We start from the raw sequence: 23461 nt of genomic DNA on the forward strand, positions 1-23461 counted from the left end.
TGCCGTTACCCTTGCGTGGACACCGGATCCCGATCCCGCGACCGTTCGAAAACCATTGCGCGATCGGTGATCTTACCGTGGCGCAGCGTGAACAGATCGCGTAGGTAATTCATGCGTAGGCGCCATGGCGCCTTGGTCCCCTGGATCGGGAATTGACTCGCGGCACGCTGGACGTAGCCCGGATTGAAATTCAGGAATAGCGACGCAGCGCCGACGGACGGATCGCGCACCGGCGTGCAGCGGGCGTATCCATTGTCATGCATGTGGCGTAGTAGCCGAACGACGTACTCGCACACCAGATCCGCCTTCAGCGTCCACGACGCATTGGTGTATCCGATGACATATGCGAAATTCGGCACATCCGACAGCATCATGGCTTTGTAGGCCATATGTTCCGAGAGGTGCACCGGCTGTCCGTCGACGGAAAGTTCCATGCCGCCGAAGGCGAGTAGATTCAAACCCGTTGCAGTGATGATGATGTCGGCATCGAGGGTCGCGCCGGAGGCCAGGGCAAGGCCGGTCTCGGTGAATGTCTCGACCTTATCGGTCACGATATCCAATCGGCCCTTGCGGATCGCGCGGAAGAAGTCGCCATTGGGGGCCAAGCACAGTCGCTGATCCCATGGATCATATATCGGGGTGAAGTGGGTATCGATGTCGTAGCCCGCCGGCAGCCAGCGCCGCTGCCAGCCCTTGATCCGCTTGCGCATGGATTGCGGATACCGTTGGCTCAGTTGGTAAATCGCGGTGGCCAGCGCCACATTCTTGGCCCGGGCCACCGCGTAAGCGGCGCGAGTCGGTAGGAATTTGCGCGCCTTTACGGCGAGGTCGTCGCGGGCGGGTGCGGAGATGATGTAGCTCGGTGAGCGTTGCAGCATCGTCACGTGCGCGCCCTGGTCGGTCAGTGCCGGTCCCAGCGTCACCGCGGTCGCGCCGCTGCCGATCAGCACCACGCGCTTGCCCGCGACATCGAGATCACGCGGCCAGTGCTGCGGATGGATGGTCGGCCCGGCGAAACGCTCGGTACCCGCGAAATACGGGGTGTAGCCCTCGTCGTAGCGGTAGTAACCGGAGCAGCAGAACAGGAATCCTGCTGCGAATGTGATGGTTTCGCCGGTATCGGTCCGCTCGGCGCGCACCGTCCACCGGTTCTCCCGCGAGGACCATTCGGCACCGACGACTCGATGATTGAAGCGGATATTGCGGTCGATCCCGTTCTCGGCGGCGGTGGCGCGCACATAGTCGAGGATGTCCGCCCCGTCGGCGATCGACTTGTCCCCCAGCCATGGACGGAAGCGATAGCCGAGGGTGTACATATCGGAATCGGAGCGAATTCCCGGATAGCGGAACAGATCCCAGGTGCCACCGATCGCGTCGCGGCTCTCCAGAATCGCATAGCTCTTCCCCGGGAAGGCCCACCGCAGGTGATACGCCGCGCCTATGCCGGACAGTCCGGCACCGACAATGAGCACATCGACGTGCTCGCCAGCGACCGTCATCGATCTCGTCCTCCGATATTCGGCGGCGCGACTCGCACCGACTTCACCTCCAGCCTATCTGTTGGGCATCGGGATGATCATCGCCCTGGTCGTGGATGCGACGTTGGTTCGGATGCTGTTGGTGCCCGCGCTGGTCACGCTGATGGGGGCGGGCGAATTGGTGGCTACCGGGTGGTGGTTCGCCGCCGGGGGCACTGTCCCGGTGGTCGAGGAGGAGCCCACACCGACTTCCTGAAAACGCACATATGTTTCGATGGAACCGTTTCCTCGGCGTGTGCGTCTCTATGATCAGACGGGATAAGGAAGGGGCGACCGCGATGGCTGTTGATAGTCCGTTCGGCGGGTATACCGAGGATGCGAAGACCGGGGCGCTGAAGGTGCGGATGGAACCGCAGGCGTTTCTGGATATCGACGCGGCCTGCCAGAGCCTCATCGACGAGCTCACGGTCGCGCAGCACGATGCCCGGTCGCTCGGCGAGAAAGAGTCCTGGGGCCTCGGTGAGAACAATCCCCGGCTCACGTCCGCCATCGAACTGGTGAAGTTGTTCCGGGAGAAGGCCTTCGGCGGTCCGAACAATGCATACGACACCATCGGCGACTACATAACAATCGCCACCGAGATCCAGAACCTGTTCAAGACCATCCGCGACACCTACGAGCAGACCGACGCCGAATTCGCCCGTCAGCTTCGCGAGATCCGCGTATGAGCCAGCCGCTGCGCAATCGGCGGCTGACCGGTCCGGCGCTGTCGGCGGCCGCGCTGGCACTTCTCACCGCATGCACGAGTGACAAGGGCTCACCGACCCCGCAGAGCATCACTTCGACCTCCGCGCCCGGCTCGTCCGACACCACCGCGACGGCATTCGATCCCTGCACCGCCTTGACGCCGCAATTTCTGGCTCAGCATCAATGGGATGCCCGAGCTCCGGAGCACAAGCAAACAACCACCGGCGCATTCACCTGGACAGGTTGCGCCTACCTCGCACAAGCGCGCTACAGCTTCGGTGTCCAGACCACCAATGGAACCCTCGCCGAGGTTCGCGAAAAGTTCCCCACCGCAACCGAACTCACCATCCACGGCCGCAAAGCCCTGCGCTACGAGGCCCGCCCCGACGTCCCCGGCGGCTGCACCGTCAATATCGATATGAAATCCGGCTCCCTCTACATTCTCGTAGACGATCCCCGGGGCCTGCACCCCCGCAAACTCACCCCCTGCGATAACGTCACCGAAATCGCCGAAGCCGTCGTCCCACAGCTCCCCCAAGGCAGCTGACAGGTTGTCGCCCTGGAGCGAATCCGATTATCCCGCAACCGGATCGCCCGCCGCTCGCCAGCCACTTTCGATACCGCGCATCAGCGCGGGGTACACCAGCAGATAGCGGAACGGCAGGATTCCGGCCATATAGAGCTTGCCGAGTGGGCCGTTCGGTTTGACCAATACGGCCATCTGGCCGCGGTAGCCGCCGGTTTCGTCGCGGACCCAACCGATATGCATCACGCCGTGCATGGTTCGGTTGGCGATCTCGGCGGCCCATTCGGTGTCGGTCAGGTAGATCGAGCGGAATGGGGCGCCCTCGAACACTGGTCCACGCACGTCGCGAAGATCAGCGGGCAACCGGTCACGCAGCGACGGTACGCGCGCCTCGATACCCGCGTCGGCCCTGTCCCAGCCGAGCAACGCACCGAGCTTCCAGCGGATCGCGAACAGCACTCGGTAGACGACGGAGAATTCACTCGCATTGTTACCCGAGGTCATCTGCCGCACCAGCCGCGGAAAATCATCCGGACCGCCGGGTGTCGGCAATTCCCAGACATCCTCGACCCCGAAATCGGGCGCTATGTCATGGATCCGCCAGAGCCGGGATGTGTGTGCGGAATTCGGTAGTCGCATTGCGCCATCCATATCCGAGGCCGTCATCGGGATGCGAGTTCGAAGATCTTGCGCGGACGGTCTTCGCGCTCGTCGAAGGTGACGTCTACATCGGCCGCCGCGACGGCCGCGAAGGACGCCGCGAACGCCTCGTCGGATTCCCACTGTCCCGTGGAGACGACCGCGTCACCACCATCGGTGGTGACCCAGCAGTCAGCGGACAGGCATCCGGGCACCGATCGCAGCACCGCGCCGACTTTGCGGACCCGGGCGACGAAGTCGTCGAAATCCTCGGGTCGTGGGTAGTGGAATGCGACGAATCCGACCGTCATGACGGTCCCCTCTCGTTGGCGAGGACACCGTAGCCCTCGCAATCGCTGATGTACCAACGGCTTTCAAATATACGGTGCCGTATACTTCGATCGTAGCCAGCGGTGCGGCGGTGTCAACACCGTCCGCGATACTGAAGGTATGGTTGCCGTCACTCGCACCCCACGAAGCAGCTGGATCGAGCAGGGCCTGCTGGCGCTGTCGACCGGCGGTCCCGATGCTGTCCGCATCGAGAGCCTCGCGCAGGCACTCGGTGTCACCAAGGGGGGCTTCTACGGGCACTTCGCCGACCGCAACGCATTGCTCGAGGAAATGCTCGATACGTGGGAGCACGAGAGCACCGATGAGGTTCGCGCGCAGGTCGAGAGCGAGGGCGGCGACCCACAGACCAAGATTCGGCGCGCGGGCTTGCTCACTTTCTCCGACGAGCGCCTGCCCATCGACCTCGCCGTGCGCGACTGGGCCCGCCGTGATCCGGCGGTCGCCGAACGGCTACGTCGGGTAGACAACGACCGGATGGAGTATGCGCGCGAGCTGTTCGGCAAGTTTTGCTCGGATCCCGACGAAATAGAGGCCCGCGCGCTGCTCGCATTCTGTTTGGCGGTCGGTAAACATTTCCTCGCCGCCGACCACAACGAGCGAACCCGCCTCGAGGTGGTCGTCCGCGCCGCCGACCTGCTGTTCGAGGCTGCGCCGGAGCGCTGAAACTACCTGCGGCGCAGCAGAACTCCGCGAATGAAGGCGGCCTGGCCGGCGTGCTGGATATCGTCGTCCACGACGCTGATCAGCCGTACGCCCAAGGTGACCGGCGGGTCCCAGCGGGGGTCGACGATGCGGGGCAGATCGGCATCGGCGAGTCCGCAGACGTAGTCGATCGTCTGCGCGTGCACCGCGTCGTAGTAGCCCAGCAGCAGCTCGGCGGAAATCCCGCCGAGTTCGGCGACCTCCGCGGCGCGGTGCCCGTAGCCGGTCGCCTCGGCGGGGAACGGCAGGTCGAACCGCTTGGCCCAGCCCGCCGCCGTCCACACCTGCTCCAGTCCCGCCACGTCCGCGACGTGGTCGTCCTGCACCCGGGTCAGATGCCAAATCAACCAGGCGATGGAGTTGGCGTCCGGATCGATCCGAGCCGCCAACTCGGCCTGTCCGAGCCCCTCGACCGCGCCGTGCACATTCTCCCGAACCCGTCCGAAGGCATCGACCAACAACTCAGCGCTCGTCATGACCTCATGCAAGCACACAGCCGCCGCCGATATTCCCGATCGTGCCGTTATCCACCCAGCGGCAGCAGCAGGTCGGCCGATTCGAGGTCGAGCAGGGCTCGTTTGGCAGGCAGTCCACCCGCATAGCCGGTCAGGGATCCGTCGGCTCCGATCACGCGGTGGCACGGGAGCAGGATCAACAGTCGGTTGTGAGACAGCGCACCGCCGACCTTGCGAGCGTCGGCTACGGTGCGGCCGAGTTGGCGGGTCAGAGCACCATAGGTGGTTGTTCTGCCGTATCCGGTGGTCGCCTCGAGTGTCCGCAGGACCTCTCGATCGAATGCGCTCATATCCGTCAGATCCATCGGTACCGTGAACTGCTGGCGTTCGCCGGTGCAGTATTCGTCGATCTGATCTGCGGCGATCTCCAGATGCTCACGCGCCGTGACGTTTTTGCCCGACGATCCGGTCGGCGGAGCGTCGGTGAACGCGACCATGGTGACACCGGTCTGGTTCGCTTCGATCAGCAGGTTGCCAAGCGTCGAGCCGTGCACCAGTCGTGCGGTGGCGGTATCGGACATGATGTTGCTCCCTTCTTTCGAGCCTTCATCAGGTAGACGCCGCCCAGTACCGAAACGTGAGATCACCTGCCGGAGTCAACTTTCCATGCCGCGTATGCCGCAGGCAGGCAGACCGCGCACGGCCGGTAACCGGCGGCGACGGCGGTCTGTTCATCGGCGAAGAAGACACGCTGAGTGCGGTAGTGGCCGCGCGCCAACGCACGCAAGGCCGACGGGCAGTCGAGGCGGCCGTAGAGTTTGCCGCGCCGATGACCGCCGAATCGGCCCGGAGTGGGGCTGGGATACGGGCGGCCGTCGGCGTCGGTCAGGGTGTACATCTCATTCGGCGTCGTGCAGAACCAGGCCCAGGGTGTGTCGGTGACCGCTACGAATTCGACTGACGCCGTGGCGGATCGGGGCGCGAGACCAACCACGCGCCGATGGAGTTGGCCGGTCTCGGGTGGTGAAGACGAGCGCGTGGCCCTGTTCCAGGATAGTGACCATCGGCTTGGATTGCGCGCGAGGGCGCTGCTCGACCAGGAGGAATTCACCGCCGGTGTGGTCGATGCCGGGACGGTCCAGGCCGATTACGACCTGCAGCGGAAAGACGAGCTCGCCGTAGAGGTCACGGTGCAGGGCATTCCAGTCACCTTCGGTGTAGCGCAACAGGATTGGCGTCGGCTTGGCTTGACCGGCGGCGCGACAGGTGTCGAGCCAATCGTCGAACTCGTCGGGCCAAGGCGTCGGATCGTCGAGTCGCTCGGCCCAAGTACGGGCGATGGGCAGCAATTCGCGGTAGAAAGCCCTGCGCAACCGCATGATCGGCGCGGGCACCGGATCGGCGAAGTACCGGTAGGTGCCTTGGCCGAATCGGTACCGAGCCATATCGATCGTCGACCGGAAGCGGCCCAGATCCTCCCACATGGCGCTGAATTCGGCGCATTCCTCCGGAGTCAACAACGGGCCGGTCTGAGCGCAGCCGTATGCATCGATCTCCTCGGTAAGAACGCTCCACGGCTGTGCCTCGACTCGTTCTTCCAGTGCGGCAAGGGTTGTCATCGCCTCTCCTTTCACGCAGCTTCGAGCGTGAGCAGGGTGGTCTTGGCGGTGACACCACCGACGTACTGGCCGATCGAACCGTCGCGGCGCACCACCCGGTGGCACGGGATGACCACCGGCAGCGGATTGTGCGCACAGGCCGAGCCGACCGCACGAACCGCGCGCGGACTGCCGACGGCCGCGGCGACATCGGCGTAGCTCTCGCGATGTCCGTAGCCGATATCGCTCAGATGCTCGATCACCTGACGCCGGAACCCGACGGTCAACCGCAGATCGAGTGGCAGATCGAATTGTGTTCGCGCACCGGCGAAGTACTCCTCGATCTCACGGGCGGCAGCATCCAGACGACTCGGGGCGGCCAGCACACGCGGGCTGATCCGCTCGGCGAGCGTGGCGAGTACGGTGTCGTGGTTCTCGTTGGGGTAGGCGACCCGCACCAAACCCGCGGGGGTGGCCGCGAGCAGCAAGGTGCCGACGGGCGTGTCCAGCGTGCGGTAGGCGACGTCGAGCAGGCCCGCGGCCTGGGCGTCGGCGGCCAGACGTCGACGCAATTGGGACAGGATCTCGGCGGAGTTCGGGGTCAGGCCGTCGAAGAGGCCGTCCGGATCCCGGTCGATAGTGGCCATCATGTTCGATCCTTCGGGTAGAGCTTGCGCAATGTTTTGAGGCCGTCGGCGGCGGCGCGACGGGCGGCATCAGTCGAATTGCCCAGCAGCTGAGCGATTTCCGCGTGCGGTAGACCCGCCAGGTAGTGGTAGGCCACCGCTTGACGCTGTTTGGGCGGCAGCACCGCGAGTGCGTCCCACAGATCGCGGTCGTATTCGGCCGGGTCGGCATCGGGTGCCATGCGATCGGGCAGGGTTTCGGCGGGAACGGGCGCGCGGGTCAGTGCGCGCCCCACATCGATCGCGCGCCGGTGCGCGATGGTGACCAGCCATGCCTCGATATTCGTCTTCGGGTCGAGCTCGGGATAGGCCCGCAGGGCCGACAGAAAGGTCTCCGACCACGCATCGGCGGCATCCGTCGGACCGAGCACCGCCCGGCACACGCGCAGCACCATCGGGCCGTACTCGGCCACCACTTCCTCGAACGGAGGCAATCTCACGCTAGGTAGACGGCTGGGACGCGGAAAACGTGAGATTCCCAGGTCAGGCTCACTATGATTCCGGAGTGCGCGACAAGCCGCTGGCACGCAGGACGCGGCGGTCGATGGCGGCGCGGATTGAGTCGTCGGTGCCGATGATGCGCACGTGGCGGCGCGCGCGGGTAATGGCCGTGTACAGCAGTTCCCTCGTGAGCAGGGTGGATTCGGGTTCGGGCAGGACGACCGAGACGGTGTCGTACTGGCTGCCCTGGCTGCGGTGGATGGTCATGGCGAAGACGGTGACAACGGCCGGAAATTGGGTCGGATGCACCAGATAGGGTTCGCTGCCGCGCTGCAGCGCCGCGCGCAGTGAACCGTCGGGCATGCGCACGATGACACCGGTATCGCCGTTGTAGATGCGCGCCTCGTGGTCATTGGCGGTGACCAGCAGGGGCTGGCCCGGATACCACGGCGCGTGGTGCGAATCCGGCCCCGCGCCACCGGCCGCAGCCCATTCACCGGCCATGCGGTCCCAGCGCTCGACACCGAAGGGACCCTGGCGATGCGCACACAGCAGGCGATGGGATTCGAGGGCGGTCAGTGCGGCCGCGGCATCGCCATCGAGGGCGGCCGCGGTGACCTCGCGGGCGGCGCGCACGACATCGACACGAACGGGTGCGGTGTCCTCAGGAGCGCAGAGCGAGAGTTCTTCGCCACCCGCGCGCAGTAATGCAAGTGCGGTGTCGGCGTCACCAGCGCGGACCGCGACGGCGAGTTCGGCGATCTTGCCGCCGAAGCGGCGGCCACGGGTCAGCCGGACGATGCCGCCGCGCAACCGCGTTCGCTCGAGATCGGTCAGCGCCTCCGGATTACCGTCGGCCGCAATGGATTCCCCACCAAGCACCTGGTCGAGAACCGGATTCGGTTCGCCGACAACAGGTCCGGCGACGAGATCGGCGAGTACCGCACCCGCGTCGACCGACGCGAGCTGATCCGGATCGCCGACGAGCACCAGGCGGGTATCCGGGCGCAGCGCGGCCAGCAGGCTGCTCATCATGGTCAGCGACACCATCGAGGTTTCGTCGACCACGATCACGTCATAGGGCAGCCGGTTGTATTCGTGATACCGGAACCGGGTCGCCCGGCCGCGCTGCCAACCGAGCAGACGGTGCAGGGTTGCGGCGGTGAGCTCCGGCAGCGCGAGCGATTCGGCCTGTTCACGCACCGCTTCCTGCAATCGTGCGGCAGCTTTGCCGGTGGGCGCGGCCATGGCGATGCGCAGTGCGGGCAGCTTCGGATGCGCCTTCTGGTGCGCGTCGAGCAGGGCCAGAATGCGTGCGATGGTGTGGGTCTTGCCGGTGCCCGGCCCGCCCGCCACCACCGTGGTCCAGTGCGTCGCGGCGAGTGCGGCGGCGATCCGCTGGCGGTCGGGGACCGCACCGACCTGGGCGTCGAAGAGTCGGTCGAGTTCGCGGCGCACGATGGCCGGATCGACCTTCGGATGGTGTCCGGAGCGCTCGGTGAGCACGCGGCGGATCGTCTGCTCCTGCTGGTAGTAGCGGTCCAGATAGAGCAATGGCCCGGTGGACTGCACGTCGACCAGGCGCAGCGGTTGCAAGGGCCCAGCTGGTCCCCCGCATACCAATGGACTGACCCGCAGCGCGGCGACCACGGCATCGATATCCGGCCACGGCAACGTCGCGGGGTCGATATCCGAACCCGCATCCCAGGTTTCGTCGGCATCGACACCGATTTCGCGCATGCGGTGCAGTTCCAGGCAGACCGAGCCAGAGCGCACCGCTCGCACGGCCAGGGCCGCCGCGAACAGCACCTGCTCCGAGGATTCGCGCCCCATCCGCCCCAATCGGAGTGCAACGTGCACGTCGGCGGCGGAGAGCACCCCCGCCTCGTTGAATATGCGCAGCAGCCCGGTTCCCCGCTGCGCCAGCTGAATCGACGTCATCGGCGTGCCTGCGCCGTCGACGCGAGGTGGCTGTCGAAGGTGGCTCGCTCGAATAGGCTGTGCACCCGTTGTCGCAGCCGCACACCAGGTTTGCGGGGTGTGCGGTTGCCACAGTGGGTGTGCGGGCGACCGTCGGTCATCGGGCAGCCTCCCCCGCCAGTAGATCGGACAGCGCGACGATCAGCGCAGCCGGTGGATTCCAGTCGAAAACTCCACAGCCCGACGGAGTGTCGGGACCGATCATGCCGCGCACGAACAGGTAGCGGGCACCGCCGAGGTGGTGCGAGGGGTCGTAACCGGGCAGCCGCCAGCGCAGGTAGCGGTGCAGGGCGACCGCGTAGAGCAGGGCTTGCAGCGGATAGTGCGAGCGCAGCATTTCCGCGGCCATGCGGTCGTGAGTGTAGTGGTCGACGGTGAGATCGCCGGTGCCGAGGCGGTTGGTCTTGTAGTCGACGATGACGAATCGTGGTTGCGCATCCGGATTTTCGGTGATGCGCAGCACAGCGTCGATACTGCCGGTGAGGTAGCCGCGCAGCGGGGTGTCGTCCAGCGATGCGAGTTGGTCGGCGTAGCCGGACAAGGAATCGTCGGCCGGGAGATGGGTCCGCAGCAGTTCGGCGATCCGGCGCAGGGTGACTGTGTGCGCACCGGGGATGTCCCCGCCGGCGAGCGGGAGCTCGAAGTCGAGTTCGTTGAGCCGGTCGCGGGTGGAAATATCGGCGAGACAACCGAATCCGAGTGGTGTGTGCAGCACGGCGAGTAGGGCGGTGCCGAGTAGCACCGGATCGGCCTCGGCCATGAGCTCTTCCGTGGCCGCGCGGCAGCGGGTGTGCACCTCGGTGGCCAGATCTGGTGCGTCGGTATCGATTCGCTCGAGCACACCGTGCACCAGCGTGCCGAATTCGGCGCCGTAGGGCAGCGCGTTCATCAGAGAACGGGTCGCATCGGCGATCGCGGGTTCGGTTTCGGCGAGAAGCGGCGTGCCGGGTTCATCGGATGGGCCGCGGTCGTCCTCCGGTTCGGCCTCCGGGATAGCGGCGTCGTGCGCATCTGCGGTCAGTGCCGAATAGGAGGTGCGACGCCACTGCAGGTCCATGGTGCGGGCGAACTGCGCCGCGGCAATGGCTCCGGTCGGAAGTTCGGTGCGCACGCGGCGGACCTCGACCGTATCGGTGTGCTCGACACCTTCCACCGATATGGCCTCCGGCGCCCCGGCGGCCCAGGCCGAAAGCATCGACACCGCAACGGCATCCGCCGGCACCGCCGCCTTGCTCGGTACGAGATCCCCGCCGTCCGGGCGGCCGAGGACCATTCGATGCAGCGGTGCGTTGGCGGTGGTGATCGCGGGCGCCCACCAGGCGACGATCTGACACATCGCGCGGGTAAGTGCGACGTACAGCAGCCGCAGTTCCTCGCCCGCCTCCTCGGCTTCACTGCGCAGCTTGCGCTCGCCATAGCCGGACGCGTCCTGGCCGCCGACATCGAGTACGCGGGCGCCGTCGTCGGTGTGGAATAGCAGGGTCTGCGGGTACGGGTTCTTCGCGTTGTCCCATGCGAATGGCAGGTAGACGATGGGGAATTCGAGTCCCTTGCTGGCGTGCACGGTCGCGATCTGCACGGCCGCGGCATCGCGATCTAGGCGACGGCTGCGGTCGGCGACCGAGCCGGAGGCGGGATCGCGCACTCGGTCGGCGAGCCAGCGGGTCAGCGCGGTGAGGCCGAGACCTTCGGTCAGCGCGACCTGATCCAACAGTTGCGCGATGTGCCGCAGATCGGTCAGCTCGCGTTCACCGTTCTCGACGGACAGCAGCCGCTGGGCCAGATCAGCTTCGGCGGATATCTTTTCGAAGACCGCGGCGAAACCCGCGCGGGCGAACAGCCTGGCCGCTTCCCGCAGCTGGGCGGAAATGCGGCCGACCAGATCCGCACCCCCACTATCGATCTCGACCGCGGTCACGCCGAGCAGCGGTGTGCAGGCGGCGAGGCGGACACGGTCGGAGCGATGCGGCTGTTCGAGTGCGCGCAGCAGCCACAGCCAGTCCGTCGCACTGCTGGTGGCGAAGACGCTGGTGCCACCGGCGAGTACCGAGGCGACCCCGACACGCTCCAAAGCGGTTCGCACCACGTCGATTTGGGATCGAGTCCGCACCAGTACCGCGATATCGCCCGGTCCGATCGGTCGCGGTCCGGTTTTCGCCGCGAACAGCACACTGGACTCCAGCAACCCCACGATATCCGCCGCGAGATCCTCGGCGACCTTCGACCGCATGCGCCCGACCGCCGGGAATCCCGATTTGTTCAGCGGCCCGGCTCCGGTGCGCGGCAGACACCGCATCCGCAGCGGCGTCGTCAGGTCATCGGGGCCGGACAGTCGCGACCAGCCACGGGTCGCGGTAACCGGGTAGACCGTGATCTCCTTATGCCCCAACGCCGCACCACCCTGCAGATGATCCAGTGCGGCGAGCAGACCCGCATCACTGCGCCAGTTGTCGGTGAGCTCCTTACGGGTATCGGCGTGTGCGACGGCATCGAGATAGCTGAGCACCTCCGCGCCGCGGAAGGCGTAGATGGCCTGCTTCGGATCACCGACGAGCACCAGGGTCGAATAACCGTGAAACGCCAGCCGCAAGATGTCCCACTGCAGCGGATCGGTGTCCTGGAATTCGTCGACCAGGGCGACCCGATACCGGTCGCGGATGCGGCGACAGGCCCGCGGCCCGTGCTCCGGATCGGCGAGCACGTCGTGCAACAGCACCAGCAGATCGTCGAAATCACGCAGTCCGGCAAGGCGTTTGCGGCGCTCGGTTTCCTTGCGCACCGCGGCGGCGAAGGCGACCCGCTCCCCCGCCGGTCCCTCTCCCTTCGGCACCAATACGGCGTGGCGATCCTGCACCGCCGCCAGCGCCAGCGTATGCGCCTCCTTCAGCGAAAACGGCGGCTCCGCGCGGGCATACCGGTTCAGGTACAGGTCATCAGCTACCGTGCCGATCAGATCATCGATCGTCTCGACCAACCGCGATCCGGGATCATGTTCGCCCGCCACACCGAGCTCGTCCAGCATCCGCTGGCAGAAACTGTGGGTCGTCGCAATGGTCCCGGCATCGAAATCCGAAAGCGCGGTGAGCAATCGCCGCCGACGCAGCAGCACCTCGGCCGAATCCGCCTGCGCCAGTAGTCGAATCAGCTCATCGGCGTGGGCCCGAGCCGTCTCCGGATCGGCCAGTGCCGTCGCCACCGCGACAAACCGGTCCCGCGTCCGTTCCCGCAGTTCCTGTGTGGCGGCCCGACTGAACGTCACCAGCAACAGCTGCGAGATATCGATCCCGATCTCGGCGACATACCGCACCGCCAACCCGACAATCGCATGCGTCTTACCGGTACCGGCACTCGCTTCGAGCACCGTGGTTCCGGTCGGCAGTGGCCCGTCGGGATCGAACCGGTCGGCATCCAGCGAGGGCGCGGCGAATGCGGCTTCCTCGATGGTCATCCCCGCCGCCCCTTTCCGTGCCTGGCAAATCCGGTGCTCGCCTCCACGTTCCCCCCGGCGCCCGCCCGTATCCGGGAGGCGCGCCGAACGAAGTGCCCTCCCAATCGACGAGTACGCCTCATGGCTGGCCTTGATTCTCGGCAGCCAGCAGCGGTGCCCACATGCGACGAGCCACGGACCCGAAGCGGGTGGTTTCCCCGGGCTCGCCCGCGGGCGCGGGGGCGGCCATGAGGTGTTCCAGGCGAGGGGCAGGCCCCCAGATGTAGCGCAGGTGACGGTCGGTGTGGTCACCGAACGGCCCGGGACCATTGGGCCCGCCATTGAATTCGCGTTCGGCGGCGCTCACCGCTTCGTCGGCGTTCGATCCGCGGAAGCGACGTTCGGCGTAAACGGCGGTAGCGCCAGCAGCGATCGGGAGCGGTTCGGTAAGGCCAGCATCACGCAACCGCACCAGTTCACGCAGGATCGCCAGTGCGGCGGGCGGTTCCGGAGCCATGAGCTCGGAACGCCATGCCGGACGGCCGAATTGGCCGCGCCCCGTGGTGACCGCGCGCCACGAGCGATCCTCTGTCACCGCCAAGGCAAGCAACGAAACCCAAGCGGCAATGCGGTGTTTCGGGGCGAGCCGAGAGAACGTGGTGCGAACCAAGGATTCGCCGCGCACCTCGGGCACCGTGCCGGTGAGCCGACGGCCATTACCGAGATCTACCGCGATATCGACCGCGCGCGGCGCACCCTCGTACTCCGGCAGCGCCGCGCGCACCAGCTTGTCCACCGTCGACTCGACCTCGTCGAGCACCGCACCACCGAATCCGAACGGCGGCAATGTGCCACGCCGCCACTCCGCAGCGCGCAGCGTCGACGGATCCGCGCCGGTGAGCCGCGCGGACAGCAGTCGTTCGCCCAGCTCCCATTTGGCGAGGCCGTCGAGTTCGATGGGCAGCCGGTCGGCAATGTCGTCTACGTGTTCGGGAACGCGCAGTCCGAGGCGCTGCCACAGGAATGCGCGTACCGGGTGTTCGACGAACGAAATCAGGTCGGCCAGTGCGACATCCGCGGGTTCGAGCGCGGGCAGCGGTTCGGGCAGGAAGGCGGGCCGCGGCTGTGCGGGTTGTCCGGCCGCCCGCGCTCCGGCGAATGCGACGGTGTCGAAGCTGAACGGGCGCTCGGCCGCGAAATTGCGACGGTCGAAGCCCTGCAACGGATGTCGGGTCACCACCGCGTCCATTCCTGGCGCGCCGACGTGTGCGCGCAGTGCATCGAGCAGTTCGGCGACCGGGATGGCGGGTGGACGATGCGCGCCGGTCACCGGGTCGGCTCCGGTGTGGAAGATCAGCAATTGCTCCGTGGCCGCGAGCACCGCATCCAGCAGCAGCTGGCGATCCTCGCTACGCGCATCCCGTTCGCCGAGTAGCGGATTGCGTGCGAGCACATCGTCACCGTCGACGCCGCTGGTGCGCGGGAAGATCTCGTCGTCGAGACCGAGCAACACCACCACACGATGCGGTACCGAACGCATCGGCACCATCGTGCACACCGTCAATTCGCCGGTCCGGAAATTCGCCCTGGTCGGTCGCGCCGCGAGCCGACTCGACAGCAGCACACCGACATCGGCCAGCCGCAGTGGCACATCACTCGCATGTTCGGTGGCGGCGGCAAGCTCACGACGGGCCTCGGTGCGCACCCACGCCTGGCTGTCGGGTACGTCGGTGAGCAGTTCGAGACAGCGCCCGAGCACCGTCGCCCATTCCTGCGCCGGACGTGGTCCGCGCAGGTCACGCAGGCAGACCGCGAGCCGGTCGATGAATTCCGCGAACCGGCCCGCCAAGTCGACATCATTGCTGTCCACATCGTCCAGCGGCAGCGCGAGATCCAGCCAGTCCTCTGAAGATTCGTCCGCGGTGACACCGAGCAGGATGCGGTCCACCGCGCTATTGAGCGTGTTCTGCGCGAAGTCGGCAAGCCCGAATGCCTGCCGTTGGCGCTGCCCGATTCCCCACCGCGCACCGGATTCGGCCGCCCATTCGCGCAACCGCTCGATATCGTCGTCATCGAAACCACAACGGCGACGGACGGTTTCGGACGCCGCCAGATCCAGCACCTGGGTCACCGTCACCCGCCCGTCGGCGAGCTCGAGCAATATCGCGATCACCGCGAGCATCGGATTGGTCACCCCGCGCCCGCGATCGGCGAGCCGCACCCGAAGCAGATGCGCCGGATGCGCCGGATCACCCACCGACTCGACAGATCCCACCATCTTCTGCCCGAACGCCGCCCGCACCAGCGGGGCATACGCCTCCACCTCGGGGCACATGATCAACACATCGCGCGGTTCCAGTGTGTGATCGGCCGCGAACAACCCGAGCAGACATTCGCGCAACACTTCGACCTGTCGTGCTGGGCCATGACACGAATGCACCTGCACGGTCTGGTCATCGAAGCGCGCGGGTTCGGGCGGCCACACATCGTCCCGAATCCCGGACTGCAGGGCACTCAACAGTGTTCGGTCCGAATCCCCCTGACCGCCAGCGTGATTCGACCCGACTGCCGCATGGTGTCGGTCCACGGCACCGACCAGCCGCTGCTGGAGCTCCCGCACATCCCTGCCGAGCCCCGCGAGCAACGGATGCCGCAGCACCGTCGCACTGACATCATCGGCCCGCGCCACGGCGGCGGGCAGCCCACTCAACTGCGTCCACATCACCGGACTCGGATGTGCGAGCCACAGATGCACATCCCGCCGATGCGCCAGCGCCGACAACACCGCGAGTTGATCGCTCGGCATTCGCGTCACCCCGAACAATGACAAACGCGCAGGCAGATCCACCAGATCCGGCTCGTCCCGCAACCGCGCGCAGGCCGCGTCCAACCGCTCGGCCGGACTCGGCACCCCGACTTCAGCCCGCAACCGCCGCCACAATTCCGGTTGCCACAGCAAATCATCCGGCACCGCCCGCCCGGCACCGTCGGTATCCGAACCCGCCGCCCACTCCTCGATGAGCCCGGGTCGCTGCGCCGCATAACTGTCGAACAGCGCCGCCAGATGCGCGGCAGTCGCATACCGCCGACCGACCCGATGTCCGGCGGGTTCCCCGACCCCGAGATGCCGCGCGAGGACCGCGCTCCACGGTTCGCCCAGCGATGCGTCGATCACCCGCAGCAAGGTCCACACGACCTGCTCCGACGCCCACGGATCCGCCTCGGGCCGCACCCCACTCGCCGCCGCCGATACTTCGGCGACCAACGCACCGGGCGACGGGAATCCGATATTCGCGGCAACACCATCCGAGCGACCCGACACGCCGAGCACCGTCGACAGTCGCTGCGTCAACCACCGCTCGACACCCTTCGCGGGCACCGCGACCACCTCGGCCGCGAAGGCATCCGGCAACGGTTCGGCAAGCAGTGCGGCCAACGCCTCCGCCAACGCATCGGCGCGCTCGGCGCGATGTATGTGCAGCGGCATCTGCGCCCTCTCCTCGGTTGGTCCGGTATGTCCGCACTGCGCGTCAAGTCGTCTATCGGCACGGCTCGGCGCTTCCGCACGTTTATACGCCCAGCGACCAGCACGCAACCTCCCGACCCCATTCGCACCGGAGTGAAATAAGCCACACGCGAACGATTTACTTGGTCGTGTCACGTCGGATCGCGCCCGTCGATGTGCAACAGTGCTCAACCGGGGAGGAACGGGATAGCTGCACGAAAGGCTGGTTCGCGTTCATGATGGCGATGGTGATTCCCCTGATGCCGAGAGGCGGATTCACGGTCCGCCGGGTCGGTGACAGATGGGAGCTGGTCAACTCGCGCTCCTACGGTCGCACCGTAGTCCTACACTCCTGGCCGCGCGATCAGCATGCCGAGGCCTTCGCTCACTGCTACCGCCTCAACGGGCGCACCGTCGAGGAATTGCACGCCGCATTCCGCTAGCGCGAAAGACGCTGCGGTACAAGCACAACGCCGTTTACCACAGCGACGGGCAGAGCTCAAGACGTGCGTCCGGCCCGCCGATGTGCGATCGTGTTGCCTCGTGCGTCACGCCTCCGTCTCTGTCCTCGCCGCTGCGGCGATCCTGGTCCCCACTACCACCGCGCTGATTCCGTCGGCCTACGCGGCGCCTCCGGCGCATACGCAGGGCTGCATCGCCGGTTTCGACTGCGATATGAGCAGCCGAATCGCCTCTGTCGACGCGTATTTGAAGAGTCGGCCCGGTGTGACCGGTTACGTGGTCCGTGATCGAGTCAGCGGTGGGGTGTACGCGAACGAGAATGCGGAGAACTCGGTCTGGACCGCCTCCACCATCAAATTGGCGATCGCCGCCGATCTGCTCAACCGCGCGCGGGCCGGCGTGATCGGACTCGGTCCGGAGGACCGCGGCCTGATGGAATCGATGCTCGCCACCTCCAATGACCAAGCCGCCGACATCCTCTGGAACAAGTACGCCGGCATCGATCGGATGGCCTATAACAACGCCTTCCGCTCCAACGGCATGGTGAACCTGGTTCCGCAGCCGACGAATACCGCCATGTTCCCCGACTGGTCGTTCCAGAAGTGCACCCCCGCCGATCTGGATCGGCTGATGGACTCGATCTTCAACAATATGCACCCCGACGACCGGAACTACCTGTTCGACCGCATGCGCGCGGTCGACAGCAACCAGCATTGGGGCGTATGGGGCGCGGGCGCCGCGATGCGGCCCGGCCTCAAGAACGGCTGGTCCGAGGAGCAGGGCGGCTGGGTGGTGAACTCGGTCGGCTTCGCCGGACCCGGCGAACGCTACACGCTGGCAATCATGAGCTCGCTCGGCAGCGACGGCGGCTACACCGAAGGCGCCGCGACCGACACCAAGGTCGCCGAACTGCTGTTCAGCGGCCGCTGAGCTGATCCTTTCGGGCGCCCCGCAAGCGATCGCTAGCGGCGGCGCAACCGCACGGGCGCACCATCCCGGGGGAACGGAATCGTCGTGAATCCCCACGGCATTCGGTAATCCCCCGGGAGTTCCCACTCGTAATCGCGCACCAGCGCGGCAATGATCGTCTTCACCTCGAAGGTTCCGAAGTGCATTCCGATGCACTTGTGCGCACCCGCGCCGAAGGGCACCCAGGCGAGTCGATGCGATTTGTCCTCGCGCCGGGCTTCGCCGAAGCGTTCCGGATCGAATACTTCCGGCCGGGTCCATAGCTCCGGCAGGAAGTGATTAACCGTATACGCGCAGTCGATCGGCGTGCCCGCCGGAATGTAGTGCCCGAGAATTTCGGTGTCGCGCACCGCCCGTCGCGGCAGTCCGGGCACCGGCGGCATCAAGCGCAAACTCTCCTTGAGCACCAGATCCAGTTCGCGCATCCGGTCCAGGTCGGCGATTGTCGGTGCGCCGCCGCCGATTTCGGCATCGACCGCGCGCACCTCCGCGCGCACCCGCCGCTGCCATTCGGGATGTTTGCCGAGGTAGTAGGCCACCGCGGTGGCGGTGGTCGTCGTGGTGTCGTGTGCGGCCATGATCAGGAAGATCATGTGGTTGACCACATCCGTGTCACTGAACACGGCGCCGTCCTCCGTGCGCGCATGACATAGTCCGGAGAAGAAATCCACCGACTCGGTCCGGCGCTTGCGCGGCAGCATCTCGGTGAAGTACTGCTCGAGCACCTTGCGCCCGCGCAGCCCGGCACGCCAATTGCCACCGGGCACGGGCTGTCGAATAACCGACAGCCCGGCATGGGTGCAGTCGATGAACGCATCGATAAGCTTGCGGCGCTGCGCCCCGACATCGACGGCCATGAAGGTCTCGCCCGCGATCTCCAGGGTCAGTTCCTTGATCGTCGGATAGAGCCGGACAGTGCCGCCGTTCTGCGGCACCCACCGATCGACGGCGGCCCGCGCCACCGGCGTCAATGCCGCAAGATGCGCCTCCAGCCGCTCCCGGGTGAAGGCCTGCTGCATGATCCGGCGATGGAACATGTGCTCGTCGAACTCCAGGAGCAGCAGTCCGCGCCGGAAGAACGGACCGATGAAGTAATCCCAGCCCTGGCCGAAATCGCGACGCCGCTTGCCGAGCACCTCATCGATCGCCTCCGGACCGCAGACCAGCACCCGATCCAAGCCAAGCGACGAATTCAGCGATACCGGACCGTAGCGGCGATACCGCTGCATCATTTCCGCCGGACCCCAGCGCAGGTAGTGCAGACCCCGGCCGAAATACGGAAGTCCGGCATCGCCCGTTACCGCGGTCGCGCTGCTGCCGCGTGGCGGTGAGGCCAGCACATGCGGACGCTCGGGAACTCGACGCAGCAGTCGATCGATCAGGTGGTCGTCCGGGATGTCGATGAGCGACACATTCTCGGATTCGGGCCGCACGCTGGGCTTTCGGTTCCCGGTGCGGATGTGGACGACACGGCCCCCACCGACCATGACAAACCTCCCTGAACGACAGAATCTATCGTATTCTCTTTTCACATTCGTTCGCTCGAAAAGAATCGGCACATCAGCTACCGGGATCTCGCCGTGACGGCCAGGACAGCGCCGACTACCGTAAGTCGGGTCAACAACGTTCGAGGGGCCGCACCCCAGGTTTGAGGAGCACCGACGATGAGCACTCAGTCTGTCGAGGAGAACCATCGCCATCGGGTGGTGGTGATCGGCTCCGGATTCGGCGGCTTGTTCGGTACCAAGCACCTCAAGCATGCCGACGTCGACGTCACCTTGATCTCCAAGACCTCGACCCATCTGTTCCAGCCGCTGCTCTACCAGGTCGCCACCGGCATCCTGTCGGTCGGCGAGATCGCCCCCGCGACCCGGCTGGTGCTGCGCAAGCAGAAGAACGCCCAGGTGCTGCTCGGCGATGTCATCGATATCGACCTCGAGCACAAAACGGTCACCTCGCAACTGCTCAACACGAACACCATCACCTCGTTCGACAGCCTGATCGTGGCGACCGGCGCGCAGCAGTCCTACTTCGGTAACGACCAGTTCGCCACCTACGCCCCCGGTATGAAGACCATCGACGACGCGCTGGAGCTACGCGCGCGCATCCTGGGCGCATTCGAAGGCGCCGAACTTGCGGTCACCCAGGACGTGCGGGACCGGCTGCTCACCTTCGTGGTGATCGGCGCCGGACCCACCGGTGTCGAATTGGCCGGTCAGATCGCCGAACTGGCCGATCGCACCCTGGAGGGCACCTTCCACAACATCGATCCGCGCGACGCCAGGGTGATCCTGGTCGAGGGCGCGGGTGCGGTACTGGGCCCGATGGGTCCGAAGCTGGGCGGTAAGGCCAAGCGGCGACTGGAGAAGATGGGCGTGGAGATTCAGCTCAACGCCATGGTCACCAATGTCGACGCGCACGGTGTCACGGTCAAGGATGCCGACGGTACGGTGCGCCGCATCGAATCCTCGTGCAAGGTGTGGTCGGCCGGTGTGCAGGCCAGCCCGCTGGGCAAGATGCTCGCCGAACGCTCCGACGGCACCGAAACCGACCGCGCCGGACGCGTGATCGTCGAACCCGATCTGACCATCAAGGGCCATCCGAATGTCTTCGTGGTCGGCGACCTGATGTCGGTGCCGAATGTGCCAGGTCAGGCGCAGGGCGCGATCCAGGGCGCGACCTATGCGGCCAAGCAGATCAAGGCCGGACTCGAGGGCCAAGCGCCGCAGGACCGCAAGCCGTTCAAGTACTTCAACAAGGGCAGCATGGCGACGGTGTCGCGTTTCAGCGCTGTCTGCCAGGTCGGCAAGCTGGAGTTCGGCGGATTCATCGCCTGGCTGGCCTGGCTCGCGCTGCACCTGTACTACCTGGTCGGCTACCGCAGCCGGATCATCACGGTCATCCAGTGGTTCGTGACCTTCCTCGGCCGCACCCGCGGGCAGATGGCGGCCACCGAGCAGTGGGTCTTCGCCCGGCTCGCGGTGGAGGCGGTACAGGCCGATCAGCAGGATGCCGACGAACTCGCGGCGGCGCTGGGGGCGCCGCCCGCGGAGAATGGGAAGGCAGCCGCGCGTACTGAGAAGGCGGCTGACCGCAAGGTGGGCTAGCCTTACAGTCAGCTAATTATCAGTAATCTCTCTGCCTCGTAAGTTCGCACCCATCCGAGCGTGCCTCGAATCCGAATGTGGGATGACATTTCTCCGGATGAAAGGCGATGTATGGGGACAGGCAAGCACAGAGCTCCTAACCCGCAGCGGCAGAAGATGGGGACGATGGTCGCGGCGGGTGCGGTACCGCTCGTTCTGGCGCTGGTGGGCACCGGCACCGCGAATGCCGAGCCCGCACAGTCGAATACGGTGACCCAGCCGGAGCAGTGGCCTGCGGCCGACGCCCCGAATGCGATGCCGTACGAGGGTCTGCACATCCCGGACGACACCAAGAGCTCACTGCAATGGTCGCGTCCCGCTCCGGAGAAGAAGTACCTCGCCCCCGTCGGTGTGCTGCACGGCCCCGGCCCCGTGGCTCCGGTACCGCCGATCGCCCCGCCACCCGGGAAGTTCCGCTTCGGTGACGTCGTCATCGACGCACCGGATTGGATCAACCAGGAGCAGGCGATCCAGATCAACGACAACTCGGCGACGGCCGAGGCCAATCTGGCGACATTCCTCGATTCGATCGGCATGGAGCGCAGTCGTTCCGACCGGATCGCTGGACAAACCATCGGCACCGCCGCGATGGGTGCCATGGCGGGGGCGGGGGCGGCTATCCCGGTCGCGGCGACCTCCGCGCTGGTCGGGGGTGCGCTGGGACTGGTCTTCGGACTTCCGTTCGTGCCGGTGGGCATGGTTGCGGGTCCGATGCTCGGGGCGAGCTTCGGTGCGGCCGTGATCACGGTCCCCGCGGCCGCCATCGGGGCGGCGGCCGGTGCGGCCGTCGGCGCGGTCAACGCGTTCAACGCGCCCTCGCGGGTCGTCGGCGACTGATCGAACGCCGAACCGGGGTGGGAACCTGACGACGTTGTCGGGCTCCCACCTCTTTTCATTCCCCCGCCCGGTGCATCGCTACACCGTGTGGGTCGGGGTAAAAGCCCGCTGTGATGGATGACACATCGCTCAGCGAACCTGGAGCTACCGCGTACTGACGAGCAGCGGTCCCGTACGGGTGGACAGGGTCCCGCCCAAAGCGAGAGGGAGGCGGGCCGCGACCAGGCCGTCGGTTTCCACGGGGCGGTCGTCCGGATAGACGAGTTCGCTGTCCAATGCCCTCGGTGCGGCGAGATCGTCATCGGTGGCACTACCCGCACCGAGTTCGAGTCGATGCCGCAACAGCGGCAGGGCGCCGATATCGGCGATCAGGTCACCGCGCCAACCGCCGCCGTCTTCGCCGGTGCGCCCGATCTGTACGCGTTCGCGCAGCCGTAGCTGGGCGTCGGGGGTCAATCGCACCTCGGTCACCGCGTGGTGGTGCGCGCCGCCCGCCACGATCGTCGGCTCCGGATCGAAATCCAGCTCTCCCGCGACGTCGAAATGCCAGTGCGCCAACGACAATGGCGTGCGCATGCTCGGTAGCGCGATGGTGGCCGCGACCGAGCGCACGACCAGCCGTGCGCCCGCACCGACCACGATCTCGATATCGAGTTCATCGCCGCCGAGCGGGGTGGCCGCAGTGCCGATCAGGTGGACGGTGTCCGGACCGGTGCGCCGGGCCGCCAGGCCACCGCTCGCGTGGATCTCGGGCAGTGCGCCGACGGCCGCGACAATGCGAACCTCAGTGCGCAACAGCGGATTCGGTGACTGATTTGTCCTGTTCAGCGATGGCCCGCAGTTGCTCGCGCACCCAAGCGAGCACCGCGGTGGCGGCCGGATCCTCGGTCAGCGAGATCATCGCCGTGCGGCGGCCCTCGCGTACCTTCGCGGCATCGCGTGCCATGACGTCGAGGTCGGCGCCGACCAGCGGGGCCAGATCGGTTTTGTTGATCACCAGCAGGTCCGAAAACGTCACGCCGGGCCCGCCCTTGCGCGGCACCTTGTCGCCGCCCGCGACATCGATGACGAAGATCTGTACATCGATGAGGCCGGAGGAGAACGTGGCGGTGAGGTTGTCGCCGCCGGATTCGACCAGGATCAGATCCAGTGGCGGATTGGCCGCGATCAGATCGTCGATGGCATCGAGATTCGCGGTGATGTCGTCGCGGATGGCGGTATGCGGGCAGCCACCGGTCTGCACGGCGGTGATCCGCTCATCCGGCAGCACCGCGTGGCGGCGCAGGAAATCGGCGTCCTCGGTGGTGTAGATGTCGTTGGTCAGCACCGCGAGCGAGAGTTCGTCACGCAGTTGTCGGCATAGGGCAGCCACCAGGGCGGTCTTACCCGAACCGACTGGTCCGCCGATTCCGATGCGCAGCGCCTCGCCGGGCGTGCGCTCGCGCTTGGGCCGGTCATGCGAGTGATCGTGCGGTTCGCCGTCGATCAGGTGGGGTGGCATATCGGTGCTCC

The 23461-nt window shown here is 66.3% G+C and carries 23 protein-coding genes; 8 read left to right on the plus strand and 15 right to left on the minus strand.

Going from position 1 to position 23461, the window contains the following annotated elements:
- Positions 1 to 5: 5 nt before the first annotated feature.
- The gene (locus AB0J47_RS20375; protein WP_364347765.1) at positions 6 to 1499 is read right to left on the minus strand and encodes an NAD(P)/FAD-dependent oxidoreductase; all 1494 of its coding nucleotides are present in this window, start codon (positions 1497 to 1499) and stop codon (positions 6 to 8) included.
- A gap of 73 nt (positions 1500 to 1572) precedes the next feature.
- Between AB0J47_RS20375 and AB0J47_RS20380 the strand changes: the two genes are divergently transcribed.
- From AB0J47_RS20380 to AB0J47_RS20390, 3 genes are all read left to right on the plus strand, one after another.
- Complete coding sequence (locus AB0J47_RS20380) at positions 1573 to 1734, plus strand: hypothetical protein (RefSeq protein WP_364347915.1); 162 nt, start codon at positions 1573 to 1575, stop codon at positions 1732 to 1734.
- Positions 1735 to 1816: 82 nt separating this feature from the next.
- Positions 1817 to 2206, plus strand: coding sequence for a hypothetical protein (locus AB0J47_RS20385; RefSeq protein WP_364347768.1), 390 nt, complete (start codon positions 1817 to 1819; stop codon positions 2204 to 2206).
- Complete coding sequence (locus AB0J47_RS20390; RefSeq protein ID WP_364347771.1) at positions 2203 to 2772, plus strand: DUF3558 domain-containing protein; 570 nt, start codon at positions 2203 to 2205, stop codon at positions 2770 to 2772. The genes AB0J47_RS20385 and AB0J47_RS20390 overlap by 4 nt, the downstream gene beginning before the upstream one ends.
- A gap of 27 nt (positions 2773 to 2799) precedes the next feature.
- Here the strand turns inward: AB0J47_RS20390 and AB0J47_RS20395 are convergent, their stop codons facing one another.
- Complete coding sequence (locus AB0J47_RS20395) at positions 2800 to 3390, minus strand: DUF2867 domain-containing protein (protein ID WP_364347774.1); 591 nt, start codon at positions 3388 to 3390, stop codon at positions 2800 to 2802.
- A gap of 23 nt (positions 3391 to 3413) precedes the next feature.
- Positions 3414 to 3701, minus strand: coding sequence for an antibiotic biosynthesis monooxygenase family protein (locus tag AB0J47_RS20400; RefSeq protein WP_364347777.1), 288 nt, complete (start codon positions 3699 to 3701; stop codon positions 3414 to 3416).
- A 139-nt stretch (positions 3702 to 3840) separates the two neighbouring features.
- Here AB0J47_RS20400 and AB0J47_RS20405 point away from each other — a divergent pair, with 139 nt between their 5' ends.
- Entirely contained in the window at positions 3841 to 4404 is a 564-nt protein-coding gene (locus tag AB0J47_RS20405) for a TetR/AcrR family transcriptional regulator (RefSeq protein ID WP_364347780.1), read from the plus strand.
- Positions 4405 to 4406: 2 nt separating this feature from the next.
- Here AB0J47_RS20405 and AB0J47_RS20410 read toward each other — a convergent pair whose 3' ends face one another.
- The 9 genes from AB0J47_RS20410 to recC all read right to left on the minus strand — a co-directional run bounded on the left by AB0J47_RS20410 (position 4407) and on the right by recC (position 16517).
- Positions 4407 to 4919: a DUF664 domain-containing protein gene (locus tag AB0J47_RS20410; protein ID WP_364347783.1), complete on the minus strand. Its 513-nt coding sequence runs from the start codon at positions 4917 to 4919 to the stop codon at positions 4407 to 4409.
- Positions 4920 to 4966: 47 nt separating this feature from the next.
- Positions 4967 to 5479, minus strand: a complete 513-nt coding sequence (locus tag AB0J47_RS20415) for a methylated-DNA--[protein]-cysteine S-methyltransferase (protein ID WP_364347786.1) — start codon at positions 5477 to 5479, stop codon at positions 4967 to 4969.
- 62 nt (positions 5480 to 5541) lie between these two features.
- A complete protein-coding gene (locus AB0J47_RS20420; protein WP_364347789.1) occupies positions 5542 to 5796 on the minus strand; it encodes an Ada metal-binding domain-containing protein in 255 nt (84 codons plus the stop codon).
- Between the two features lies 1 nt (position 5797).
- Positions 5798 to 6517: a 2OG-Fe(II) oxygenase gene (locus tag AB0J47_RS20425; protein ID WP_364347791.1), complete on the minus strand. Its 720-nt coding sequence runs from the start codon at positions 6515 to 6517 to the stop codon at positions 5798 to 5800.
- An 11-nt stretch (positions 6518 to 6528) separates the two neighbouring features.
- Entirely contained in the window at positions 6529 to 7143 is a 615-nt protein-coding gene (locus AB0J47_RS20430; RefSeq protein WP_364347906.1) for a methylated-DNA--[protein]-cysteine S-methyltransferase, read from the minus strand.
- On the minus strand, positions 7143 to 7622 hold the full coding sequence (locus AB0J47_RS20435; protein WP_364347793.1) for a sigma-70 family RNA polymerase sigma factor: 480 nt from the start codon (positions 7620 to 7622) through the stop codon (positions 7143 to 7145). Before AB0J47_RS20435 ends, AB0J47_RS20430 begins: the two co-directional genes overlap by 1 nt.
- Before the next feature lie 52 nt (positions 7623 to 7674).
- Positions 7675 to 9564 carry an exodeoxyribonuclease V subunit alpha gene (gene recD / locus AB0J47_RS20440; RefSeq protein WP_364347796.1) on the minus strand — a complete coding sequence of 630 codons (1890 nt, stop codon included), beginning with the start codon at positions 9562 to 9564 and terminating at the stop codon, positions 7675 to 7677.
- Between the two features lie 136 nt (positions 9565 to 9700).
- Positions 9701 to 13051 (minus strand): UvrD-helicase domain-containing protein, encoded by a 3351-nt coding sequence (locus AB0J47_RS20445; protein WP_364347799.1) that lies wholly within the window; start codon positions 13049 to 13051, stop codon positions 9701 to 9703.
- Between the two features lie 118 nt (positions 13052 to 13169).
- Positions 13170 to 16517, minus strand: coding sequence for an exodeoxyribonuclease V subunit gamma (gene recC, locus AB0J47_RS20450; protein ID WP_364347802.1), 3348 nt, complete (start codon positions 16515 to 16517; stop codon positions 13170 to 13172).
- A 263-nt stretch (positions 16518 to 16780) separates the two neighbouring features.
- On the opposite strand from recC, the gene AB0J47_RS20455 reads away from it, so the two are divergent.
- Entirely contained in the window at positions 16781 to 16978 is a 198-nt protein-coding gene (locus AB0J47_RS20455; protein ID WP_245567223.1) for a hypothetical protein, read from the plus strand.
- A gap of 100 nt (positions 16979 to 17078) precedes the next feature.
- Positions 17079 to 17927 (plus strand): tat pathway signal sequence, encoded by an 849-nt coding sequence (locus tag AB0J47_RS20460; RefSeq protein ID WP_364347806.1) that lies wholly within the window; start codon positions 17079 to 17081, stop codon positions 17925 to 17927.
- Between the two features lie 32 nt (positions 17928 to 17959).
- Here the strand turns inward: AB0J47_RS20460 and AB0J47_RS20465 are convergent, their stop codons facing one another.
- Positions 17960 to 19453 (minus strand): cytochrome P450, encoded by a 1494-nt coding sequence (locus tag AB0J47_RS20465; RefSeq protein WP_364347809.1) that lies wholly within the window; start codon positions 19451 to 19453, stop codon positions 17960 to 17962.
- A 177-nt stretch (positions 19454 to 19630) separates the two neighbouring features.
- Between AB0J47_RS20465 and AB0J47_RS20470 the strand changes: the two genes are divergently transcribed.
- Complete coding sequence (locus tag AB0J47_RS20470) at positions 19631 to 21073, plus strand: NAD(P)/FAD-dependent oxidoreductase (RefSeq protein ID WP_364347812.1); 1443 nt, start codon at positions 19631 to 19633, stop codon at positions 21071 to 21073.
- A gap of 111 nt (positions 21074 to 21184) precedes the next feature.
- Positions 21185 to 21949 (plus strand): hypothetical protein, encoded by a 765-nt coding sequence (locus AB0J47_RS20475; protein WP_364347815.1) that lies wholly within the window; start codon positions 21185 to 21187, stop codon positions 21947 to 21949.
- Between the two features lie 144 nt (positions 21950 to 22093).
- On the opposite strand, the gene AB0J47_RS20480 is transcribed toward AB0J47_RS20475, so the two are convergent.
- Both AB0J47_RS20480 and ureG read right to left on the minus strand, forming a co-directional pair.
- Entirely contained in the window at positions 22094 to 22744 is a 651-nt protein-coding gene (locus tag AB0J47_RS20480; protein WP_364347818.1) for an urease accessory protein UreD, read from the minus strand.
- Complete coding sequence (gene ureG, locus AB0J47_RS20485; RefSeq protein ID WP_364347821.1) at positions 22734 to 23450, minus strand: urease accessory protein UreG; 717 nt, start codon at positions 23448 to 23450, stop codon at positions 22734 to 22736. Before ureG ends, AB0J47_RS20480 begins: the two co-directional genes overlap by 11 nt.
- Positions 23451 to 23461 lie beyond the last annotated feature (11 nt).

Source organism: Nocardia sp. NPDC049737, assembly GCF_040674755.1.
Lineage (GTDB): Bacteria > Actinomycetota > Actinomycetes > Mycobacteriales > Mycobacteriaceae > Nocardia.

What these genes read in the sequence shown, in the direction of transcription:
- AB0J47_RS20375 (WP_364347765.1), bottom strand. Translation starts at nt 1,499, where the DNA reads ATGACGGTCGCTGGCGAGCACGTCGATGTGCTCATTGTCGGTGCCGGA.
- AB0J47_RS20380 (WP_364347915.1), top strand. Translation starts at nt 1,573, where the DNA reads ATGATCATCGCCCTGGTCGTGGATGCGACGTTGGTTCGGATGCTGTTG.
- AB0J47_RS20385 (WP_364347768.1), top strand. Translation starts at nt 1,817, where the DNA reads ATGGCTGTTGATAGTCCGTTCGGCGGGTATACCGAGGATGCGAAGACC.
- AB0J47_RS20390 (WP_364347771.1), top strand. Translation starts at nt 2,203, where the DNA reads ATGAGCCAGCCGCTGCGCAATCGGCGGCTGACCGGTCCGGCGCTGTCG.
- AB0J47_RS20395 (WP_364347774.1), bottom strand. Translation starts at nt 3,390, where the DNA reads ATGCGACTACCGAATTCCGCACACACATCCCGGCTCTGGCGGATCCAT.
- AB0J47_RS20400 (WP_364347777.1), bottom strand. Translation starts at nt 3,701, where the DNA reads ATGACGGTCGGATTCGTCGCATTCCACTACCCACGACCCGAGGATTTC.
- AB0J47_RS20405 (WP_364347780.1), top strand. Translation starts at nt 3,841, where the DNA reads ATGGTTGCCGTCACTCGCACCCCACGAAGCAGCTGGATCGAGCAGGGC.
- AB0J47_RS20410 (WP_364347783.1), bottom strand. Translation starts at nt 4,919, where the DNA reads ATGACGAGCGCTGAGTTGTTGGTCGATGCCTTCGGACGGGTTCGGGAG.
- AB0J47_RS20415 (WP_364347786.1), bottom strand. Translation starts at nt 5,479, where the DNA reads ATGTCCGATACCGCCACCGCACGACTGGTGCACGGCTCGACGCTTGGC.
- AB0J47_RS20420 (WP_364347789.1), bottom strand. Translation starts at nt 5,796, where the DNA reads ATGTACACCCTGACCGACGCCGACGGCCGCCCGTATCCCAGCCCCACT.
- AB0J47_RS20425 (WP_364347791.1), bottom strand. Translation starts at nt 6,517, where the DNA reads ATGACAACCCTTGCCGCACTGGAAGAACGAGTCGAGGCACAGCCGTGG.
- AB0J47_RS20430 (WP_364347906.1), bottom strand. Translation starts at nt 7,143, where the DNA reads ATGGCCACTATCGACCGGGATCCGGACGGCCTCTTCGACGGCCTGACC.
- recD (WP_364347796.1), bottom strand. Translation starts at nt 9,564, where the DNA reads ATGACGTCGATTCAGCTGGCGCAGCGGGGAACCGGGCTGCTGCGCATA.
- AB0J47_RS20445 (WP_364347799.1), bottom strand. Translation starts at nt 13,051, where the DNA reads ATGACCATCGAGGAAGCCGCATTCGCCGCGCCCTCGCTGGATGCCGAC.
- recC (WP_364347802.1), bottom strand. Translation starts at nt 16,517, where the DNA reads ATGCCGCTGCACATACATCGCGCCGAGCGCGCCGATGCGTTGGCGGAG.
- AB0J47_RS20455 (WP_245567223.1), top strand. Translation starts at nt 16,781, where the DNA reads ATGGTGATTCCCCTGATGCCGAGAGGCGGATTCACGGTCCGCCGGGTC.
- AB0J47_RS20465 (WP_364347809.1), bottom strand. Translation starts at nt 19,453, where the DNA reads ATGGTCGGTGGGGGCCGTGTCGTCCACATCCGCACCGGGAACCGAAAG.
- AB0J47_RS20470 (WP_364347812.1), top strand. Translation starts at nt 19,631, where the DNA reads ATGAGCACTCAGTCTGTCGAGGAGAACCATCGCCATCGGGTGGTGGTG.
- AB0J47_RS20475 (WP_364347815.1), top strand. Translation starts at nt 21,185, where the DNA reads ATGGGGACAGGCAAGCACAGAGCTCCTAACCCGCAGCGGCAGAAGATG.
- ureG (WP_364347821.1), bottom strand. Translation starts at nt 23,450, where the DNA reads ATGCCACCCCACCTGATCGACGGCGAACCGCACGATCACTCGCATGAC.